Below are 20,026 nucleotides of genomic sequence, written 5' to 3'. Positions count from 1 at the left end.
GCAATTTATCTTGATGTCAAGATAAATCTATCACGACTCGGCGGGTGCTTCAGCATCCTGCGCGCGCGGGTACAGCGCACGGACCACCAGCCAGGTGACGGCGATGAGCGGCGCGAACAGCGGCAGCCCCATGATCAGCTTGAGCGTGCCGAGCACGGCCACCTCTCCCGCGAGGTAGAGCGGCAGCTGCACCGCGAGACGGGCGAAGAAGAGCGCGGCCCAGGCGATCCCGAGCCACAGGAACGCACGACGCTTGCGGCGGTCCTGACGCCACGCCGTGCCGTCGCCCATGAGGAACCCGACGGCCAGGCCGATCAGCGACCAGCCGATGAGCGCGGACACGAGCATGGCCGTGCCGTAGGCCGCGTTCGTGATGAGACCGGGTACGAAGTTGTCCACGCCGCGACCGGTGAACAGGGCGAGCGCGGCGGCCGCCGCGGCGGCGACGAGTCCGCCGATCGCCGCGGACGGCGGGGACTTCTGCAGCAGGCGGACGATCGTGAACAGGGCCGCGATGCCGACCGACACGCCGAGTGACAGGATCAAGGGCTCCGGGCTGATCGTGAAGAGGATCACGAACGCGAGGCTCGGCAGGACCGATTCGAGGATGCCGCGCCAGCCGCCGATCGCCGACCAGACGACCTTGTGCGTGGCACCGGTCTCCGTCGGATCGAGCCCGGCACGACGAGCTGCTCCCCCGAGGGCCGCGCCGAGGATCTCGGAGGCGCTCTGCTCGCGCTCGGGCTCCGGGGGCGTCAGGGGCGTGCTCACGCCGAGCCCGGGGTGGCGGGCATCTTGAGCGGGATCAGGTCGCGCGGAGGCATCGGCGCCCCACCGCGCACCACCACGATGGACCGGAAGAGGTCCTCGACCTTCGCCGCGGCGTCGAGGTCGGAGGCCGCAGCGCCGCCGATCACGCCGCGCAGGAACCAGCGGGGGCCGTCGATGCCGATGAAGCGGGCGAGCCGCAGCTCCGAGCCTTCGCTCGCGGGCGCGGGCACCTCGGCGAGGAGCTCGGTTCCGAGCGGCCCTTCACGCTCCTCCACCCGACCCCCCTGGGAGCGCACCTGGTCGCGCAGCTGAACACGCGTCTCGTCCCACAGTCCGCCCGAACGCGGAGCGGCGAAGGGCTGCACCTGCAGCGAGGAGTCCGCGTAGTCCAGGCCGACGGCCACGATGCGCTTGCTCTGCTCCTCGACCTCGAGGCGCAGGTTGAGACCCTCACGCGGGAGGATCTTGATCCCGCCGAGGTCGATATAGGGACGGACCGGGTTCGCCTCGGAGTCGTCGAACGGGCCCTCGGTGGCGCGGTTCGCGGGTGCGGCCTTCGAGGGGGTCGCGTTGTTGTCAGTCATTGCTCTGTCCTGCCGGGTTCGTGTGGTGTCCTGCCTGGTAGCCGGTCGAGCCGAAGCCACCCTCGCCGCGAGCGCTCTCCGGCAGCTCGTCGACCGGGATGAACGTGGCACGCGTCACGGGCATGACGATCAGCTGCGCGATGCGGTCGCCGACGGCCACATCGTACGCGCTGCGGATGTCGGTGTTGATCAGACTCACCTTGATCTCCCCGCGATAGCCGGCGTCCACCGTGCCCGGCGAGTTCACAATCGAGATGCCGTGCTTCGCCGCGAGACCGCTGCGCGGTACGACGAAGGCGGCGTACCCCTCCGGCAGCGCGATCCGCACGCCGGTCGCGACGAGAGCGCGCTCCCCCGGTCCGAGATGCACGGCCTCCGCGGCGACCAGATCGGCCCCGGCGTCCCCCGGGTGGGCGTATCCGGGGACGACAGACGCGATAATGGGGACATCAACGGAATCAGTCACCCCATGAGGCTAATGCAGAACACCGCCCCCGAGACACGTGCCCACTACCGCGAGCGGCTCTCCCCGAGCCTCTGGCTGCTGGTGACCGTCGCCCTCGCCGGCCCGATGGTCGCTCTGATCTTCGTGCCGGTCGGATCGACCGTGGCCCTGATCGTCGGTGCGGCCGTATCGGCGCTGCTCGTGCTCGCGGCGATCGCCGTGACGCCGGTGGTGTCCGTCGAGGAGGGCGAGCTCCGCGCCGGCCGAGCCCACATCGACGTCCGCCACCTCGGCGAGCCGGTCGCCCTGTCGGGCGAGGAGGCGCGGCAAGCACGCGGTCCGGGCCTCCCGCTGCACGGCTGGCACCTCATCCGCGGGGGCATCGACGGCGTGGTGGTCGTTTCCGTCACCGACCAGGACGACCCGACCGTCAGCTGGACGATCTCCTCGCGCACGCCCGACCGCCTTGCGGCGGCCATCCGCCACGCGCAGGCCTGACCGACCGTCGGGGACTCCCCCGGATACGACAACGCGCCCAGGACCGAGGTCCGGGGCGCGCACGTCTTCGTCAGGGATGCGCTCAGGCAGCGCACTCCTTGCAGATCGGGCCGGAAGCGTCCTCGTGGTCGAGCTGCGAGCGGTGCTTCACGAGGAAGCAGCTCATGCAGGTGAACTCGTCCTGCTGCGCGGGCAGCACGACGACATCGAGTTCGAGGTCGGACAGATCGGCGCCGGGGAGGTCGAAGCTGGACGGGTTGTCCGCATCCTCGTCTCCCGAGGAGCTCGAGTTCTTGTCCGGCACACGCTCCTTGAGGGCTTCGATCGACTCGGAGTCGTCTTCACTCTTGCGGGGAGCGTCGTAGTCGGTTGCCATATGGAGAATCTCCACTTTCATGCGAGTGGGTGGTGCGCCGTCGGGGTAATCGGCGGCCATAGTTTGCACGACCTCGGGTGAATAAGCAAATGCCCGTGGGCGCGACAGACCAAACTCACGGCGCGCCCAGACTATTCCCGGATCCCGAGGGTGGCGCATGACACCATGAACGCACACCCATCAGAGGGGCATTCGCATGGAAAACGTCACCATCGTCGGCACCGAATCCGGAGTCCTGGTACTCGCGACCGAGTCGGGCGAGCGGTTCTCGCTGCCCATCGACGACGTGCTGCACCGTGAGATCCGCCGGGCGACCCGTCAGAGCGAGCCGGCGGCGCAGCGCCTCGCGGCGAGCCCGCGTGACATCCAGGCGCAGATCCGTGCCGGGCTCACGGCACCCGAGGTCGCCGAGCTCCTCGGGATCGACGTCGAGGACGTCATCCGTTTCGAGGGTCCGGTGCTCGCCGAGCGCGAGCACGTGATCGGTCAGGCGCTCGCTGTGCCCGTCCTGATCGGCAGCGAGGTGGAGCCGGACGCGCAACCCACCTTCGGCACGGCGATCCGGGCGAAGCTCACCGATGTCCAGGCGACGGACGAGCGCTGGGCGAGCTGGAAGGAGGACCGCACCTGGGTCATCAAGCTCGAGTTCTCCGCGAACGAGGTCGACCACGACGCGCGCTGGAGCTTCGACCCGCGCCGCAGCGCCCTCTCCCCTCTGAACGCGGACGCGACGCAGCTGTCCCGCCAGGGGGCGCTCCCTGAGGGGCTGATCCCGCGACTGCGCGCCGTCGAGTCCGAGCGCACGACCTCGCCGTACAAGGACGACAGCCGGTTCGACTCCGGGGCCTTCGGTCCTCGGCTCGTGCCCTCGCCCGAGGCCGAGAGCGAAGGGTCGTCGACGCCGGAGCGCTCGGGACCGGCTGTGCAGGACGCGGCGATCAAGCGTGCCCCGGAGTCCTCGAACACGAGTCCCGAAACCGCCGACCTTCTCGAGGCTCTTCGTCGTCGGCGCGGTCAGCGCGAAACCGCGCCACTGCTGGAGGATGCGGCCGACGAGTCCGACAACGACCCGATCGCCCTGTTCGACGCCTTCGACGCCACGGAGCAGGAGGCGGAGCGCGAGGACACGGACGAGCAGCCGACCGCGCCGGAGCCCGCGAACGACAGCGGGACGCGCCGGCGCCGGCGCAACGCGATGCCGTCGTGGGACGAGATCGTCTTCGGCGCACGCACCGACGAGTGACCCTGGCGCCGGCGGCCGCACCGTTCAGCGCGAGAAGGAACCCAGCCGGATCAGCGGGACCTGACGCTCCTCCGGCGTGAGGCCACCGTGCTGCCCGATCATGCCGCGGCCGCGCTGATCGGCCGCCGTGCCGTCGTACACCGCCCCGCTGCCGCGAGCGACGACCAGCAGATCTCCGATGCGCGATGCTGCAGCCTCGGTGACGGTGGGACCGAACAGCCCCGCCACGATCGCCTCGCCGCGGGTCCCGACGTCGGCCAGACCCTCGAGGTCGCGGCGCCAGCGGTCGGCCACGTGCGCCGCATCCGCGTCGGGCTCGACGTAGACGTGCAGCATGCGGGGCTCGCCGCCGATGTGGCGCACTCCCGCCAGGTGCTCGGCGTCGAGCACGACCTGACGATGAGCGGGCACGTCGAGCATGCCGTGGTCCGAGGTGACGAGCACGCCGACGCCCGGCGGGACGCGCACCGATAGCGCGGCGTCCACTTCTTCGAGGGCGGCGATCCACTGCGGGGAGTCCATGCCGTGCTTGTGCCCCGCCTTGTCGACCTCGGGCAGGTAGCAGTAGACGAGGGCACCGGGGTGCCGCTCGGCGAGGTCGTATGCCGCTTCGACGCGCTCCGCGGCGGTCTGCGCCGCCACGAAGTCGGCGCCGCGCAGCGTCGCCCGCGTGAAGCCGCTTTCGGCGTACGCGGCGACACCGGTCGCGAAGGCGGGACGACCCTCGGCGCGTGCCCGCTCGAACACGGTCGGCGCGGCCTGCCAGGTGAGCGGGTCGAGCCCCTCCGACTCCCACCCCGTGAGCTGGTTCACGAGGACGTCGCGCGAGGGATCGAGCACGCGGTATCCGACCAGCCCGTGCTCGCCCGGCCAGACGCCGGTGAGCAGGCTCGTGAGCGCCGCGGCGGTCGTCGACGGGAACACCGAGTGCGCGACGTCCTTCTTCGCCATCCCCGCGGTGAGGGCGCGGGCGTGACCGGCGTGACCGCGCAGCGCGATCGCGCCGAGCCCGTCGACCAGCACGAGCACGACCGATTCCGCGGGCGGCAGGACGGCCGATTCCCCGTGCAGAGCGGCGAAGAGGTCGTCCGCCACCCCGACGACGCTCCGAGCTGCGGGCGACTCGGACGGTAGCATGAGGGACATCCGAGCCAGTCTGACACAGGCGTCGGTTCCCCCTCTGCCTCGCACCATCCAGGATGCCCATGCCGAAGACCCCGCCGCCCGAGCTCGCCCCGGAGAGAATCCAGGACATCGACCTCGAGAGCGAGATGCAGGGCTCGTTCCTCGAGTACGCCTACTCCGTCATCTACTCGCGCGCGCTCCCCGACGCGCGCGACGGCCTCAAGCCGGTGCAGCGCCGCATCCTCTTCCAGATGGCCGAGATGGGCCTGCGGCCCGATCGCGGGCATGTGAAGAGCGCGCGCGTGGTCGGCGAGGTCATGGGAAAGCTCCACCCGCATGGCGACTCGGCGATCTACGACGCCCTGGTGCGTCTGGCGCAGGAATGGGCGCTGCGTGTTCCGCTGGTCGACGGCCACGGCAACTTCGGCTCGCTGGACGACGGCCCGGCGGCGGCCCGATACACCGAGGCACGTCTCGCCGCGCCGGCCATGGCGCTGACGCAGGACCTCGACGAGGATGTCGTCGACTTCATCCCGAACTACGACGGCCAGTTCCAGCAGCCCGCGGTGCTCCCTGCCGCGTTCCCGAACCTGCTGGTCAACGGCGCGAGCGGCATCGCGGTCGGCATGGCCACCAACATGGCCCCGCACAACCTCATCGAGGTCGTCGCCGCTGCGACGCATCTGCTCGAGAACCCCGACGCCACGACCGAGGACCTCATGGAGTTCGTGCCGGGTCCGGACTTCCCGTCCGGCGGCATCCTGATGGGTCTCGATGGCGTGAAGGACGCGTACACGAACGGCCGAGGAGCCCTCAAGGTCCGCGGCAAGGTGTCGGTCGAGCCGCTCGGTCCGCGCCGCACCGGCATCATCGTGTCGGAGCTGCCGTACATGGTCGGCCCCGAGCGGCTGATCGAGAAGATCCGCGACGCGGTGCAGGCGAAGAAGCTCCAGGGCATCAGCGACGTCACCGACCTCACGGACCGCAACCACGGCCTGCGCGTCGCGATCGGCATCAAGACGGGCTTCGATCCGAACGCCGTGCTCGAGCAGCTGTACCGCCTCACTCCTCTCGAGGACTCGTTCAGCATCAACAACGTCGCCCTGGTGGACGGCCAGCCCCGCACGCTCGGCCTCAAGGAGATGCTCAGCGTCTACGTGAAGCATCGCCTCGAGGTCATCACGCGTCGGAGCCGCTATCGCCTCGCCCGTCGCGAGGAGCGTCTGCACCTCGTCGAGGGCCTCCTGATCGCGATCCTCGACATCGACGAGGTCATCCAGGTCATCCGCTCGTCCGACGACTCGGAGGCGGCCCGCGCGCGCCTGCGCACGGTGTTCGATCTCAGCGAGCCGCAGGCAGAGTACATCCTCGAGCTCCGGCTGCGACGGCTCACGAAGTTCTCGCGCATCGAGCTCGAGACCGAGCGCGATGCCCTGCAGGCCGAGATCGCGTCGCTGCGCGAACTGCTGGGCAGCGAGGCGCTGCTGCGCGCGGCGGTCGCGAAGGAGCTGGATGCCGTGGCCGATGCCTACGGCACCCCCCGGCGCACCCTGCTCATGAACGCCGCCCCGCCGAAGCCGCGGGCCACCAAGGGCGCGATCGATCTGCAGATCGCCGATGCGCCGACCGTGCTGGTCCTGTCGACGACGGGTCGCACGGTGCGTGTCGATCTCGGCGAGGGGCAGGAGCTGACGGCACCCGCTCGTCGCAGCAAGCACGACGCGATCCTGACGACCGTCGAGACGACCGTGCGCGCCGAACTCGGGGCGCTGACCTCGGAGGGACGGGTGCAGCGCTTCTCCCCCGTGGATCTGCCCTCCGTGCCGTCCTCGTCGGTGCAGCTCGCCGCCGGGACCCCGCTGCGCGACTACCTCGGCATCACGACCAAGGGCGAGCGCGTGCTGGGCTTCGTGCAGTTCGACAGCGACGTGCCGATCGCTCTCGGCACAGCGCAGGGCACGGTCAAGCGCTTCGTGCCGTCGTCGCTTCCCGTGCGCCCGGACATCGAGGTCATCAGCATGAAGGCCGGCGACCGGATCGTAGGCGCGGCCGAGGCCGCGGACGATGCCGAGCTCGTCTTCCTCACGAGCGATGCACAGCTCCTGCGGTTCTCCGCGTCGACGGTGCGCCCCCAGGGCGCGGCCGCAGGCGGCATGGCCGGCATCAAGCTCGGCGCCGGCGCCTCCGTGCTCTTCTTCGGCGCAGTGCCCCCGGGTGCGGACGCCGTGGTCGCGACCGTCTCGGGGGCCGAGAGCGTGCTGCCCGGCACTGACCCCGGCCGGGCCAAGATCTCGAGCTTCGCCGACTACCCGGGCAAGGGCCGTGCGACGGGTGGCGTGCGGGCCCACTCCTTCCTGAAGGGCGAGGACAGGCTCACGGTCGCGTGGGTGGGACCGAGCCCGGCGCAGGCCGTCGATCCGACCGGCGCGGTGCGCAAGCTCCCCGAACCGGGCGCCCGCCGTGATGCCTCGGGTCAGCCCGTCGACGGGGTCATCGGCAGTATCGGGCGGACTCTGGTCTGACGTCCGGCGCCGCCGTCATCCCAGGGAGTCTCGACCGAGGTCGCGCAGGCCGGCCTCGACGATCTCGGCCACCGTGCGGGCATGGTCTCCCGTGGGGTCGAGGTCGGGATCGAAAACGGTGATTGAGGCACCCCACGCCCTGGGGGCCAGCTCCTGCAGCAGACGTGTCAGCTCCTGAGGGGACAGACCGCCGGGATCGGGACTGTCGACCGCCGGCATGTGGGCGGGATCGAGGACGTCGACGTCGGCCTGGAGCCAGAAGCCGTGTTCCAGGCGCGGCGTCGAGAGGACGTCGCTCGCGGCGCGGGCCACGCCGTGAAGGACGATCCGGTCGGCAGGGATCGTGACCGCGAGAGCGGCGGACACCTCGTCGAGGTGCTCGTCGTCACGCCGGCATCCGATGTGCGCGGTGGCGGCGGCGTCGAAGTACGGGCCCAGCCCGTCGAGGTCGGCGATCTCCGGCAGGTGCCGGCCGATGGCGGCGGCGAGGTCCTCGCCCGCGAGCGCGCCGATCGCAGAGCTGTTGCCCGGATGCCGGAAGTCGGTGTGGCCGTCGACGTGCACGAGGCCACCTCGCTCCGTGACGCGGGAGGCCAGCCCCGCGGCGATCACGAGGCTGCAGTCGCCACCCAGGACGAGGGGTGCGTCTCCTCGACGGCGGATGTCGACCAGACGCGCCGCGAGTCGCCGCGCGTGCTCCGCGATCGCGACCTGATTGCGCAGGGTGCGCGGATCGCGGCCGGGATCGTCCTCGTACCGGCCGGGGATCACGGCGCCGGCATCCCGCGCTCCACGCGACTGCAGCGCCTCATGCAGCCCGGCCTCGCGCAGCGCCTCGGGCGCCTTGGCAGTGCCGGGCACGGAGCCGGGCCTCGGGGGACGCAGGCCGAGGTTCGTCGGCGCGGAGACGATCGCGATCATCGCCCCATCCTCGCAGTGCGCTTCCGGCGCCACGGGATCACAGGCGGAGCGCCAGGACGTTCGCCGTGAGCCCCGCCGCCGTGCCACACAGGACCACCGTGTCGCCCCGGCCTACGCGGCCCGCGTCGAGCGCCCGGGCCAGCATGAACGGCACCGAGGCGGACACCATGTTGCCGAAGGCGCGCACCTCGTCGATTCGGCGGTCCGCCGGCACGCCGAGTCGGTCGAGCATGGGGCCGAGTGCGGCGGACGCCTGGTGCGGGACCCATAGCGCGACGTCCTCGGGTGAGACACCCGACGACGCGTGGAACGCGTCGAAGAACTCCGGCAGGACCCGCATCATCCCGAGCAGGGCGCGCCGACCGTCCATGTCGAAGAGGTAGTCGGCCGGATCGGCGTCGGCGTAGGCCTGCGCAGGCGAACGGGAGAGACCCCCGCGGATCTCGGTGTCGTGCGCGTACGCGGGCCAGGTGCGTTGCGCGCTCGCGATCACGCCGCGCTCCGGCTCCGTCGTGCGCCGCAGCACCATTGCCGCGCCGGCGTCACTGAACAGCTCGAAGCTCTCGCGCTGCTCGGGGTTCAGGAAGCGGGAGCCGACGTCTCCCGAGACGATGAGGATCGTGTCGTGGTCACCCGCGTCGAGGTAGCGTGATGCGACGTCGAGCGCCGTGATGAAGCTGGTGCACGTCGAGTTCACATCGAATGCGGCCGCATGGCCGCGGAGCGTCAGACGTTCGAGCACGAGGGCGGCCGTGCACGGGATCGGCTGGACACCCGCGGCGGACGCGCCGAGCACGAGGTCGATATCCTCCGGGGCAATGCCCGCGTGCCGGAGCGCCTGCTCGGCGGCATCCACGAGCATGTCGAGGTGGGAGACGTCGTCGGCGATCCGGTGGCGCACCTCCGCCCCGAAGCGCACGGTGCGCGCGGGAAGGGATGTGCCCCACCCCGCGATCTCGCAGTTCCTCATGACCGTCCATCCCCCCAGGCCCGCACGACACGGCGCATCTTCACCGACCCGTCGTGAGCGTACGGCACGATCACGACCTCCGGGCGCTCGCACGACAGCCTGTCGGCGAGTCGATGCAACTCGGCCGCGACACTCTGCCGCGTTCGCTCGTCCACGACGTCGAGGGCGACCTCGATCCGCGATTCCCCGGTCTGCACGACGCGGTACTCGTCGAACCCCTCCGCGAACAGCAGAGCGCGCGACACGAGATCCGCGAACACCGGGATGCCGCGCCCATCGAGCCCGCGCAGGAGCAGGGTGTCGCCCTCGCGCCCTTCGATCCGATCGAGAGCCGTGAGCGCGCTGCCGCAGGGGCAGGCCTCGGCTCGCAGTCGCAGGACGTCGCCGAGTCGGTAGCGCACGATCGGCTGTGCCCGTCGCCGCAGGTCGGTCACGATGGGGACGAATCGCTCCTCGTCGAGCATGTCCCGCTCGATGAGGACCGCGTCCTCGTTCAGATGCATGACCCCGTGCTCGCACGTGTGCCCCAGGAAACCCTCCGTGCACTGGTAGAGCTGGTGCACCACGGGCTGTCGGAGCGCGTCGCGGATGCGCCGTTCATCCGCGACCTCGAGCACCTCGGCGACGGAGTAGACCTTCTGCGGCACGACGTCGAAGGAACCGGTGTCGGCTGCGACGGCGATCCGGCGCAGCACCGAGGGCGGCGCGACGAGGATCGTCGGCGCGAAGTCGCGCAACCGGGCGATGTTGTCGTCCATGTCCGCGTACACGTCGAAGTACCGGAACGACACCGCGCGCGAGCCCACCGACTCGTACAGGGAGTTGTCCGCCCGCAGGAACAGTGCGATCCGGTGGCCGAGCATCCGCCCGCGCGGGAGCGTGCGTGCCAGCACCGTGCCGACCCACGCGTCCCGCTCGGCGGGGCTCACCACGAAGAGCCCGCGATGCCCGCTCGTACCGCTCGAGAGACCCACGGAGAGCGAACCGAGATCGGCGTCGAACTCCCTGGTCCTCTCGTTCGCCATCGCGAGTGCGAGCGCCTCATCGCGGCGCACGCCGACCGTGCTCATGTCGTCGAAGCTCGCCATCATGACCCGCTTGTCCATGAACGGCAGATCGGCGAACGACCCCGTGGCGAGTCTGTCCGCGAAGTACGGTGAGCGGCGGCGCAGGAAGCGCAGGTGCGCGCGCAGCAGACGGCGTTGCCGCCGCTCGACGGACCGGCGGGAACGGAGCGGACGCAGCCAGCGCACGGCGACGAACTCACGGAGGATGCGCAGCGTCGACATCAGGGCAGCAGCTCCTTCGCGCCCAGCGGATCGTGGCTGCACACGACCCGTATGCCGGAGTCGGCGATCGTTCGGAGGGTTCGCGCAGTGGCGGCGTAGGCGTCGGGATCGAACTGCACCGCGCGCGGCAGTGCGCGCAGGCGCGGGACCGCGTCGAGCAGGTCGCGCCCCCACGCCGCATCGCCCGCGAGCAGGACACGCTCCTCGACGAGCGCGCCCACGTGGCCGTCCGCGTGCCCTGGCAGCGCGAGGACGAGGTACGAGCCGTCGTCGAACAGATCGACCGCCGGAAGGCGGAGTCCGCCCACCTCGCGGTCCTGGAACTCCCCGTCTTTCAGGACGCGCCGGGGTACGTGCGCGAACCAGTCCGGCAGAAGTCCGGGGAGCACCGCCGTGCGCAGACGCGGGGACGCCAGAGTCCGCTCCAGCCCTTCGGCGAGGACGAACGTCGCCCCCGGGAACCGGCGCACCCCGCCGATGTGATCCGGATGCAGGTGCGAGAGCACCACGTGCGTCACCGAGGCGGGATCCACACCGTCCCGCCGCAGCTGCGAAGCCACGTCGTCCGCGTCCTCGACGATCGGCGGCAGGAGCCTGCGGTACACGGCACCGCGCCATCCCGTCCGCCATTCGCCTGTCGCGTACCCGGTATCGAACAGGATGCGCCGCCCCTCAGCGCCGTCGTACAGGAACACCCCGGAGGGGAAATCCCGCACGCCGCGGGGCTCGCCGCGGAACATCGCAGCGAGGTCGTGCGTCGTGCTGCCGCACGCGTAGTGACGCAACCGGCCGGTCACGATCGGGACCTCAGATCGGCCGCGACGTCGACAAGCGCGTCGTCGAGGGAGGCCTCGGGACGATAGCCGAGCTCGGCCTTCGCGCGCGAGATGTCCAGGGTCTGCGAGAACGCGATGGTGCTCAGCGTGTAGCGCGTGAACGACGGCTCCGGAAGTCCGGGCATCGCGCGGTGGACGCCCTCGAGCACGGAGGCAGCCGCCCAGGCCACGCGACGGTTCACGGGGCGCAGACGCGGAGTCTCGCCCAGCAGCGCGAGGAGCTGCGTGAGAAGCTCGCGGAAAGGCCGCGGATCGTCGTTCGTGATGTTGTAGACGCCCCCGCGCGCGTCGCCGCCCGAGAGCGCGAGACGCAGAGCCGCCGCGACGTTCTGCACGGCCGTGATGTCGATGAGCGTGCGCCCGCCGTCGAACACCGGCACGCCGAGGCGCGCGTGCACGTCGAGCAGACGCGGGACGAGGCTCGGGTCGCCGACGCCGATCAGTCCGCGCGGGCGCACGATCACGAGCTCGCCGATGTCTCCGGAGCGCAGCGCCCGTTGCAGCAGCGCCTCGGCGGCGATCTTCGAGCGGATGTAGCCGTTGAGCCGGTTCCCGGTGTCGACCTCGTCCTCCCGGATGCCCACGCGGTCGCGCGGGGCCGCGTAGACGCTGGGGGACGACACATGGACGAGCCGCCGGACGCGGTTGCGCCGCGAGAACTCCACGACGTGCGCCGTGCCCTCCACGTTCGACTCGCGGAAAGAACGCCACGGCCCCCACGGCGTCGACAGCGCGGCGCAGTGGACCACGGCATCCACGGCGAGATCGTGCTCGCGCAGCGAGGCGAGGTCCCCCACGACCCGGTGCTCGCTGTCCGCGACGGCGGCGAGAGCGTCAGCCCGCCGTCCCGCGGCGAAGACCTCGTGCCCGTGCGTCCGCAGCTCGCGCACGACGTGGCCGCCGAGGAACCCGCTCGCCCCCGTCACCAGCACACGGGCACCGGACATGGTCTGTCGCGCCGTGCTCAGGCGTCGATCGACTCGCGCGACAGACGATCCGAGGAATCGATGATGAACTCGCGGCGCGGAGCCACCTCGTTGCCCATCAGCAGCTCGAAGACGCGACCCGCCGCCTCGGCATCCTCCATGCGCACCCGGCGCAGCAGCCGCCCGCCACGGTCCATGGTCGTGGAGGCCAGCTGCTCGGCGTCCATCTCTCCCAGGCCCTTATAGCGCTGGATGGGCTCGTGCCATCTCTTGCCGGCCTTGCGCAGCTTGGCGAGCAGCGCGTGCATCTCCTGTTCGCTGTACGTGTAGATCGTCTCGTTGGGTTTGGACCCGGGATTGATCACGATCACGCGGTGCAGCGGCGGCACGGCCGCGAACACCCGGCCGTGCTCGATGAGCGGCCGCATGTAGCGGTAGAACAGCGTGAGCAGCAGCGTGCGGATGTGCGCGCCGTCGACGTCGGCGTCGCTCATCAGGATGATCTTGCCGTAGCGCGCCGCGTCGATATCGAAGCTGCGACCCGACCCCGCGCCGATCACCTGGATGATCGAGGCGCACTCGGTGTTGGAGAGCATGTCGCCCACCGAGGCCTTCTGCACGTTGAGGATCTTGCCGCGGATCGGCAGCAGCGCCTGGAACTCGCTGTTGCGGGCGTTCTTGGCCGTGCCGAGCGCGGAGTCGCCCTCGACGATGAACAGCTCGCTGCGCTCGACCTCGTTGGTCCGGCAGTCGACGAGCTTGGTGGGCAGGGTCGAGGACTCGAGCGCGTTCTTGCGGCGCTGGGTCTCCTTGTGCGCACGCGCCGAGACGCGCGCCTTCATCTCGGCGACGATCTTGTCGAGCAACTGGGTCGCCTGACTCTTGTCGTCGCGCTTCGTCGACGAGAAGCGGGCGGCGAGATCCTTGCGGATCACCTGCGCCACGATCTGGCGCACGGCGGGCGTGCCCAGAACCTCCTTGGTCTGACCCTCGAACTGCGGCTCGGGCACGTTCACCGTGAGCACGGCCGTGAGACCGGCGAGCACGTCGTCCTTCTCGAGCTTGTCGTTCGCTCCGACCTTGAGCCGACGGGCGTTCTGGTCGACCTGGGAGCGCAACACCTTGAGCAGCTCCTGCTCGAAGCCCTGCTGGTGGGTGCCTCCCTTGGGCGTCGAGATGATGTTCACGAACGAGCGGCTGATCGTGTCGTAGCCCGTGCCCCAGCGCATCGCGATGTCGACCGCGCACACGCGCTCGACCTCGGTCGCGACCATATGGCCGTCTGCCTGCAGCACGGGAACGGTCTCTTTGAAGGTGCCTTCGCCCTGGATGCGCCAGGTGTCGGTCACGGGGGCGTCGGTCGCGAGGAACTCGACGAACTCGGAGATGCCGCCCTCGTACAGGTAGGAGGTCTCGTTCACGGTCGGCGCGGCCGTGTCCTCGCCCTCGGCAGGCGCGCCGGCGGCGCGGGAATCGCGGACGACGATCTCGAGTCCCGGCACGAGGAACGCGGTCTGCCGTGCCCGCGTCTCGAGCTCGCCGAGCTGGAACGCGGCGTCCTTCGTGAAGATCTGACGGTCGGCCCAGTAGCGCACGCGCGTGCCGGTGACGCCGCGTGCGGTCTTGCCGATGACCCGCAACTCGCTCTTCTGCTCGAAGGGCGTGAACGGAGCGTCCGGCCGCTTCTCGCCCTTGTCGGCGAAGATGCCCGGCTCGCCGCGGTGGAACGACATCGCATAGGTCTTGCCGCCGCGGTCGACCTCGACGTCCAGTCGCTCGGACAGCGCGTTCACGACCGAGGCGCCGACGCCGTGCAGACCACCGGATGCCGCGTAGGAGCCGCCGCCGAACTTCCCGCCCGCGTGCAGCTTGGTGTAGACGACCTCGACGCCGGTCAGCCCGGTGCGCGGCTCGACGTCGACCGGGATGCCGCGACCCTTGTCGTGCACCTCGACGCTGCCGTCGTCGTGGAGGATCACGTCGATCTTCGAGCCGTTGCCGGCGACGGCCTCGTCAACGGCGTTGTCGATGATCTCCCACAGGCAGTGCATAAGGCCCGGGGAGCCGTTCGACCCGATGTACATGCCAGGGCGCTTGCGTACGGCCTCGAGGCCTTCGAGCACCTGGAGGTGATGGGCGGAATACTCGGCGGTCACAATCTCCGAGTCTATTCTCGGCCTGCCCGACGGGGCCGCCGACACTCCCCGCGGGGACCGACCCGGTCTCGAGCGCGTACGCTCCGAGCGAAACACGCCGTCGACCGGGCATGCATACAGGTGGGGCGTGGTTGTATTGAACACGCCCAACAGCGAACCCGACACCATAGGAGGCACCGAGATGAACGCAACGACCGAACGTGAGACCTCCGCCGTCGAGTTCCGCCTGACCGCCATGGATCGATGCGACTCCTGCGGCGCTCAGGCCTACATCGCGGCCGAGGTCAACGGCTCCGAGCTTCTGTTCTGCGCCCACCACGGCCGCAAGTACGAGGAGAAGCTGCGCAGCATCGCCACGAGCTGGCACGATGAGACCGCTCGCCTGATCGACGCCGTCTGATCGCCCCGGAGCCCGTCACCTGACGGGCTCCTTCTGCATCCGCTCCCGACTGTCAGTCGACGATCACGCGGTGCACGAACGGCGTCAGCCTCGTGAGGATCTCCTCGCCGACGGTGTCGATCCGTTCGGCCAGGGTGGTCGCGCTGCTCTCGCCGTGCTCCCCCGCACCGAACAGGTGCACCTCGTCGCCGACCGCCATCCCGGACCATCCGGCGATCGTCGCGGACGTCTCGCCCACGTGCCGCAGCTCCCGCGGACCCGCCGGTGTCCCGACGAACGCGCCCGCCAGCGCGGACGGCAGCCCGTCGAAGGCGCCGACGCCGATCAGGGCGTCTTCGCCGTGGACGTCCACCACGGTCGCGCGGAGCTCGGCCACGGGCAGGATGCCGTCCAGATCGGGACCGTCCGCCGAGCGGATGCCGTAACAGAATGCACCGATGCGAGACACGGTGCCCCGCAGCTCCGGACGCCACCACGATGCCGCCGACGCGGTGAGATGCAGCGCCTCCGGGGTCGGACCCGCCTGCTCCGCCGTGCGGATGGCGGTGAGGAAGACCTCCCGCGCCTCGTCGTCCTCCGCGTCGCTCGCCTCGGCCAGGTGGCTCCAGATGCCGACGAGGGACGCGTGCCCGGCGGCCTCCGCTGCCCGCACCCGCACGATCGTGTCAGGCCACTCCTCGGGGAGGAGCCCGTTGCGGTGCAGGCCTGTGTCGATCTTGAGGTGGATCCGCGCAGCGATGCCGCGTGCCTCCGCGCGGGAGAGAACCCGGTCGAGGTACTCCGCCGTGCCGACGCCCAGATCGATCCGGTGGTCGAGGGCCTCGTCGATCTCCTCGTCGGTCGACGTCGCCCACGCGAAGATCTGCACATCCGCGTGCTCCGCCTGTCCGAGTCGGCGTCGGATGTCGATGCCGCTGCGGATGTCGTACGAGCCGAAGCGTCGCACTCCCGCCCGGACAGCGGTGTCGACGGCCCAGGCGAGCCCGTGCCCGTAGGCCTGATCCTTCACGACGACCATGAGGTCGGAGGGGGCGATGCGCTCGCGCACGGCGGCGATGTTCGCGAGGAAGCGGTCGGTGCGGATGCGCAGCTCGGGACGGCTCATGCCTCCCACCCCCGGTCCGCGTGGGCGGCGGCGACCGCCAGGAGCTCGGCGTCGCCGAGGCCCGTCACCTCGCTCCAGCGGGTCAGCGCCCGCGCAGCAGGCCCCTGTCCGCCGAAGTAAGTCACCTCTGTGCCCACAGCGGTGGTCGCGGCATCCTGAAGATCGACGACGCACACGTCCATCGCCACGCGGCCGACGATCGGCCGCAGCCGTCCGTCGATCTCGACCTCCGCACGATTGCCGAGAGCGCGCAGGATCCCCTGCGCGTAACCGCCCGTCACCAGCGCGACCGTCGTCGGAGCCTCAGCGCGGAACGTGTAGCCGTACGACACGGCGTCGCCGGTCTTGAGGGGCTTGGTGGACAGCACCCGGCCTGCCAGGCGCAGCACCGGGGCCGCGTCCGACGAACCCGCGAGTCCGTAGAGCAGGCGCGGATCGATGTCCGGTTCGCCCGTCGTCACCGCGACGATCCCGTCCTGCGCGAGCGCCTCGACCTGCTCCGCCGAGTCCACGCGCACCGCACCCGCACCGGCGACGATCGCTGCCCGCGCCACGGCCCGGATCCCATGCCCCCAGGCGTCGCGTCGCAGGTCGGCCACAGTGCCTCCGGCGGCGACCGCGGCGGCTGCGGCGGTCGCGAGCGCCGATCGCGAGATCAACGCGCGCGGGCGGGAACTGGAAGACGTCTCACACACCCGACCAGCCTAACTCCGCCCTCCCAGGATGCCCGGCGACCCCACCGTAGACTGGTCTCGACCCCCGAACTTGGAGATCCATGTCACGCTTTTCCCTCGCGCCCCGCGTCCGCTACCTGATGGACCGCGCCCGGCGCATCGACGTCGGCTCCGTGATCGAGCGCGCGAAGGAAGCCTCCGCGCAGCACGGCAAGGCCGTGCCGCTCGTCGTGATCGACATGCTGTGGTCGGCCGGCCGGCACAACGTCGGCTTCCAGGACTACATCGACTACGACTTCGCGATCCTCTCGAAGGCCGAGCGCGACACGTACATGACCCACCCGGTGTCGAACCAGATCTCGCAGCAGTACGACCACCCGGACTACCGGCACCTCTTCCACGACAAGGCCGAGTTCAACGTGAAGTTCGATGCGCTGCTGAAGCGCGAGTGGATGCTGATCACGGCCGACAACGCCGAAGAGCTGCGTGCCTTCACCGAGCGTCAGGGCACGATCGTCGTGAAGGAGACGCACGGCCAGGCCGGCACCGGCGTGCACCGGTACCACGCGAAGGACGTCACCGACTGGGAGGCCTTCCACGCCGAGCTGCTCTCCAAGAAGCAGGTCCTCGTCGAGGAGGTCATCCGCCAGCATGCCGACCTCGCCGCCGTCTGCCCCGGCACCGTCAACACGACGCGCGTCACCGCGTTCTTCGACGGTGAGAAGACGCACATCCTCGCGATCGCCCAGAAGTTCGGGCGTGGAGCGGTGAGCGACCAGATGAGCTTCGGCGGCTTCTACACGATGCTCGACGACGACGGTCACGCGGTCGGTCCCGGCTACGACTCGCATGGGCACGTGCACGTCACGCACCCGGACTCCGGCTTCACGATCGCCGACTTCCAGCTGCCGCTGATGGATCAGGTCCGTGAGTTCGTCGATCAGGCGGCGCGCGTCGTCCCGCAGGTCCAGTACGTGGGCTGGGACGTCGTCGTCACCCCCGATGGCCCCGTGCTCGTCGAGGGCAACTGGGGCGCCGGCGTGTACGAGAACAAGCCCAGCGTCACCGGCATCCGCACCGGGCACAAGCCGCGCTATCAGGCCGCGATCGGCTTCTGACCCCACACCCCCGTCTGTTTCTGCCGAACGGCAGCAAAAGACCCTCTGTTTCTGCCGTTCGGCAGAAACAGAGGGTCTTCGGAGTCAGACGGCGCGGACGATGCCCATCGGCGTGGACTGTCCGCCCTGACCGAGCGGGTTGTCGCTGAGGATCTGCACGAGACGCCGCTCGCCCGCCTTGTCGAGCGTCGAGCCGAGGATGTTGCCGCCGATGTCGTTGATGTCGACCACGGCGACGTCAACGTCCGCACCGACGATCCTCTGTACGCGGTGTGCGACCTCCCGCGGGTTCTTCGGCCCCAGCACGACGGCCTCGTTGTACGGAGGAATCGTGTTCTTGGTGGGTCCGTCGATCGCCCGGGCCTTGTCTCCCGCGATGCGGTAGAAGTCACCGCGTCGGCCGAACGCCTTCGTGATGACCGAGACACCGGCGGCGAACAGGATCCGCAGCGTCCCGCATTCGCGCAGCGCCATCTCCATGGTCTCGGGCATGCCGAGGCCGATGCCGTACGACGTGCGCACGACGTAGCGGGAGAGGAAGCGCGCGAGCGGACGCGGCGTGATCTCGTCGAGACGGTACGAGCGTCCCTGCGTGATCGCGACGATCTTCTCGGTCACAAACAGCAGGTCGCCCGGCTGCACGGCGTCCTTCGCGTACTCCGTGATGACGGAGTCCAGATCGTCCTTGGGCATGACCACGCGGGTCTTGATCGGGATCCGCGCGTAGCTCGCCCCGTCGACGTTCGCCTCGAGCGCCTTGCCCTCGTTCGCGGCACTCACTCGAGGTAGTCCCGCAGCGACTGCGAGCGGCTCGGGTGACGCAGCTTCGCCATGGTCTTCGACTCGATCTGACGGATCCGCTCACGGGTCACGCCGAACGTGTCGCCGATCTGGTCCAGCGTCTTCGGCTGACCGTCGCCCAGCCCGAAGCGCATCCGGATCACTCCGGCCTCGCGCTCGGACAGCGAGTCGAGCAGCTGCTCGAGCTGACGCTGCAGCATCGTGAAGCCCACCGCGTCCGCCGGCACGACGGCCTCGGTGTCCTCGATCAGGTCGCCGAACTCGCTGTCGCCGTCCTCGCCGAGCGGCGTGTGCAGCGAAATCGGCTCACGGCCGTACTTCTGCACCTCGACGACCTTCTCGGGCGTCATGTCCAGCTCGCGGCTGAGCTCTTCGGGCGTGGGCTCGCGGCCCAGGTCCTGCAGCATCTGCCGCTGGACGCGGGCGAGCTTGTTGATGACCTCGACCATGTGCACCGGGATGCGGATCGTGCGGGCCTGGTCGGCCATGGCGCGCGTGATCGCCTGGCGGATCCACCAGGTGGCGTAGGTCGAGAACTTGAAGCCCTTGGTGTAGTCGAACTTCTCGACCGCGCGGATGAGACCGAGGTTGCCCTCCTGGATCAGGTCCAGGAACTGCATGCCGCGGCCCGTGTAACGCTTCGCGAGCGAGACGACGAGTCGGAGGTTGGCGCCGAGCAGGTGGCTCTTGGCACGCTGACCGTCGCGGGCGACCCACTGGAGGTCCAGACCGAGCTGACCCGTCTTCTCGGCGGCCGACATCGCGGAGAGCTTCTCCTCGGCGAACAGACCGGCCTCGATACGCATCGCGAGCTCGACCTCTTCGGCCGCGTTCAGCAGCGCGACCTTACCGATCTGCTTCAGGTAGTCCTTGACCGGGTCGGCCGTCGCACCCGTGATCTGGGTGGAGTAGACCGGAACGTCCTCGTCGTCGTTCGACGAGATGACGATCGCACCCGTGGGCAGCGGCTCGGTGAACGCCGGCTTCTTGTCGTCCTCTTCCTCGTCGGTCTCCTCGGCCGCAGGGGCCGTGGACTCGTCATCTTCGACGATGTCGTCCGACTTCTTCTTCTTCGCGGGAGCGCGCTTGGCGGCCGCACGCTGCGCGGCGGTCTTGGGCGCGGGCTTCTCGGCCGTCTCCTCCGCCTGGGGCTCGACCTCGGGAGCCTCGGCGGTCTTCTTCGTCCGGGTTTTCTTCGTCGTGGCAGGAGTCACGTTTCGCCTTTCACGGGGCCGCGGGCGGCCTCGGGACATTTCGGACACTAGT

At 70.0% G+C, this 20,026-nt stretch carries 20 protein-coding genes; 5 read left to right on the top strand and 15 right to left on the bottom strand.

Annotated features, from left to right (window positions below; genetic code table 11):
• Window positions 1-30: 30 nt before the first annotated feature.
• The 3 genes from MRBLMX7_RS00430 to dut are packed head-to-tail and all read right to left on the bottom strand — an operon-like array spanning window position 31 to window position 1,821.
• Window positions 31-771, bottom strand: a complete 741-nt coding sequence (locus MRBLMX7_RS00430) for a DUF3159 domain-containing protein (protein WP_363365736.1) — start codon at window positions 769-771, stop codon at window positions 31-33.
• The gene (locus tag MRBLMX7_RS00425; RefSeq protein ID WP_363365734.1) at window positions 768-1,355 is read right to left on the bottom strand and encodes a DUF3710 domain-containing protein; all 588 of its coding nucleotides are present in this window, start codon (window positions 1,353-1,355) and stop codon (window positions 768-770) included. Before MRBLMX7_RS00425 ends, MRBLMX7_RS00430 begins: the two co-directional genes overlap by 4 nt.
• Window positions 1,348-1,821, bottom strand: a complete 474-nt coding sequence (gene dut / locus MRBLMX7_RS00420) for a dUTP diphosphatase (RefSeq protein ID WP_363365733.1) — start codon at window positions 1,819-1,821, stop codon at window positions 1,348-1,350. Before dut ends, MRBLMX7_RS00425 begins: the two co-directional genes overlap by 8 nt.
• 12 nt (window positions 1,822-1,833) lie before the next feature.
• On the opposite strand from dut, the gene MRBLMX7_RS00415 reads away from it, so the two are divergent.
• Window positions 1,834-2,298, top strand: coding sequence for a DUF3093 domain-containing protein (locus tag MRBLMX7_RS00415; RefSeq protein ID WP_363365732.1), 465 nt, complete (start codon window positions 1,834-1,836; stop codon window positions 2,296-2,298).
• An 82-nt stretch (window positions 2,299-2,380) separates the two neighbouring features.
• Here MRBLMX7_RS00415 and MRBLMX7_RS00410 read toward each other — a convergent pair whose 3' ends face one another.
• Complete coding sequence (locus tag MRBLMX7_RS00410) at window positions 2,381-2,674, bottom strand: DUF4193 domain-containing protein (RefSeq protein WP_363365730.1); 294 nt, start codon at window positions 2,672-2,674, stop codon at window positions 2,381-2,383.
• A 196-nt stretch (window positions 2,675-2,870) separates the two neighbouring features.
• Here MRBLMX7_RS00410 and sepH point away from each other — a divergent pair, with 196 nt between their 5' ends.
• Complete coding sequence (gene sepH / locus MRBLMX7_RS00405) at window positions 2,871-3,917, top strand: septation protein SepH (RefSeq protein ID WP_363365728.1); 1,047 nt, start codon at window positions 2,871-2,873, stop codon at window positions 3,915-3,917.
• Window positions 3,918-3,941: 24 nt separating this feature from the next.
• Here sepH and MRBLMX7_RS00400 read toward each other — a convergent pair whose 3' ends face one another.
• Window positions 3,942-5,063 carry an alkaline phosphatase family protein gene (locus tag MRBLMX7_RS00400; RefSeq protein WP_363365727.1) on the bottom strand — a complete coding sequence of 374 codons (1,122 nt, stop codon included), beginning with the start codon at window positions 5,061-5,063 and terminating at the stop codon, window positions 3,942-3,944.
• 59 nt (window positions 5,064-5,122) lie between these two features.
• Here MRBLMX7_RS00400 and MRBLMX7_RS00395 point away from each other — a divergent pair, with 59 nt between their 5' ends.
• On the top strand, window positions 5,123-7,564 hold the full coding sequence (locus MRBLMX7_RS00395; RefSeq protein ID WP_363365726.1) for a DNA gyrase/topoisomerase IV subunit A: 2,442 nt from the start codon (window positions 5,123-5,125) through the stop codon (window positions 7,562-7,564).
• 15 nt (window positions 7,565-7,579) lie between these two features.
• Here the strand turns inward: MRBLMX7_RS00395 and MRBLMX7_RS00390 are convergent, their stop codons facing one another.
• Genes MRBLMX7_RS00390 through MRBLMX7_RS00365 form a run of 6 tightly spaced genes read right to left on the bottom strand, consistent with a single transcriptional unit; the run spans window position 7,580 to window position 14,662 of the window.
• Window positions 7,580-8,485, bottom strand: coding sequence for an arginase family protein (locus tag MRBLMX7_RS00390; protein ID WP_363365725.1), 906 nt, complete (start codon window positions 8,483-8,485; stop codon window positions 7,580-7,582).
• A 37-nt stretch (window positions 8,486-8,522) separates the two neighbouring features.
• On the bottom strand, window positions 8,523-9,455 hold the full coding sequence (locus tag MRBLMX7_RS00385) for a 3-oxoacyl-ACP synthase III family protein (RefSeq protein ID WP_363365724.1): 933 nt from the start codon (window positions 9,453-9,455) through the stop codon (window positions 8,523-8,525).
• Window positions 9,452-10,744 carry a F390 synthetase-related protein gene (locus tag MRBLMX7_RS00380; RefSeq protein ID WP_363365723.1) on the bottom strand — a complete coding sequence of 431 codons (1,293 nt, stop codon included), beginning with the start codon at window positions 10,742-10,744 and terminating at the stop codon, window positions 9,452-9,454. Before MRBLMX7_RS00380 ends, MRBLMX7_RS00385 begins: the two co-directional genes overlap by 4 nt.
• Window positions 10,744-11,541, bottom strand: a complete 798-nt coding sequence (locus tag MRBLMX7_RS00375; protein ID WP_363365722.1) for an MBL fold metallo-hydrolase — start codon at window positions 11,539-11,541, stop codon at window positions 10,744-10,746. The genes MRBLMX7_RS00380 and MRBLMX7_RS00375 overlap by 1 nt, the downstream gene beginning before the upstream one ends.
• Window positions 11,538-12,527 (bottom strand): NAD-dependent epimerase/dehydratase family protein, encoded by a 990-nt coding sequence (locus tag MRBLMX7_RS00370; RefSeq protein WP_363365721.1) that lies wholly within the window; start codon window positions 12,525-12,527, stop codon window positions 11,538-11,540. The genes MRBLMX7_RS00375 and MRBLMX7_RS00370 overlap by 4 nt, the downstream gene beginning before the upstream one ends.
• A 17-nt stretch (window positions 12,528-12,544) precedes the next feature.
• Window positions 12,545-14,662 (bottom strand): DNA gyrase/topoisomerase IV subunit B, encoded by a 2,118-nt coding sequence (locus tag MRBLMX7_RS00365; RefSeq protein WP_414685081.1) that lies wholly within the window; start codon window positions 14,660-14,662, stop codon window positions 12,545-12,547.
• Window positions 14,663-14,843: 181 nt separating this feature from the next.
• On the opposite strand from MRBLMX7_RS00365, the gene MRBLMX7_RS00360 reads away from it, so the two are divergent.
• Window positions 14,844-15,062: a DUF7455 domain-containing protein gene (locus MRBLMX7_RS00360; RefSeq protein ID WP_050720867.1), complete on the top strand. Its 219-nt coding sequence runs from the start codon at window positions 14,844-14,846 to the stop codon at window positions 15,060-15,062.
• Between the two features lie 52 nt (window positions 15,063-15,114).
• Here the strand turns inward: MRBLMX7_RS00360 and MRBLMX7_RS00355 are convergent, their stop codons facing one another.
• Window positions 15,115-16,167 carry an alanine racemase gene (locus tag MRBLMX7_RS00355; RefSeq protein ID WP_363365719.1) on the bottom strand — a complete coding sequence of 351 codons (1,053 nt, stop codon included), beginning with the start codon at window positions 16,165-16,167 and terminating at the stop codon, window positions 15,115-15,117.
• On the bottom strand, window positions 16,164-16,862 hold the full coding sequence (locus MRBLMX7_RS00350; RefSeq protein ID WP_363365718.1) for an alanine racemase: 699 nt from the start codon (window positions 16,860-16,862) through the stop codon (window positions 16,164-16,166). The genes MRBLMX7_RS00355 and MRBLMX7_RS00350 overlap by 4 nt, the downstream gene beginning before the upstream one ends.
• A gap of 80 nt (window positions 16,863-16,942) precedes the next feature.
• On the opposite strand from MRBLMX7_RS00350, the gene MRBLMX7_RS00345 reads away from it, so the two are divergent.
• The gene (locus tag MRBLMX7_RS00345) at window positions 16,943-17,959 is read left to right on the top strand and encodes a sugar-transfer associated ATP-grasp domain-containing protein (protein WP_363365717.1); all 1,017 of its coding nucleotides are present in this window, start codon (window positions 16,943-16,945) and stop codon (window positions 17,957-17,959) included.
• An 84-nt stretch (window positions 17,960-18,043) separates the two neighbouring features.
• Here the strand turns inward: MRBLMX7_RS00345 and MRBLMX7_RS00340 are convergent, their stop codons facing one another.
• The gene (locus MRBLMX7_RS00340) at window positions 18,044-18,739 is read right to left on the bottom strand and encodes a coenzyme F420-0:L-glutamate ligase (protein ID WP_050720864.1); all 696 of its coding nucleotides are present in this window, start codon (window positions 18,737-18,739) and stop codon (window positions 18,044-18,046) included.
• Window positions 18,736-20,013 (bottom strand): RNA polymerase sigma factor, encoded by a 1,278-nt coding sequence (locus tag MRBLMX7_RS00335; RefSeq protein WP_414685131.1) that lies wholly within the window; start codon window positions 20,011-20,013, stop codon window positions 18,736-18,738. Before MRBLMX7_RS00335 ends, MRBLMX7_RS00340 begins: the two co-directional genes overlap by 4 nt.
• Window positions 20,014-20,026 lie beyond the last annotated feature (13 nt).

Source organism: Microbacterium sp. LMX7-1.2 (assembly GCF_040675935.1).
In the GTDB taxonomy this organism is placed as follows: domain Bacteria; phylum Actinomycetota; class Actinomycetes; order Actinomycetales; family Microbacteriaceae; genus Microbacterium.
This window is presented reverse-complemented; position numbering and strand designations above follow the sequence as displayed.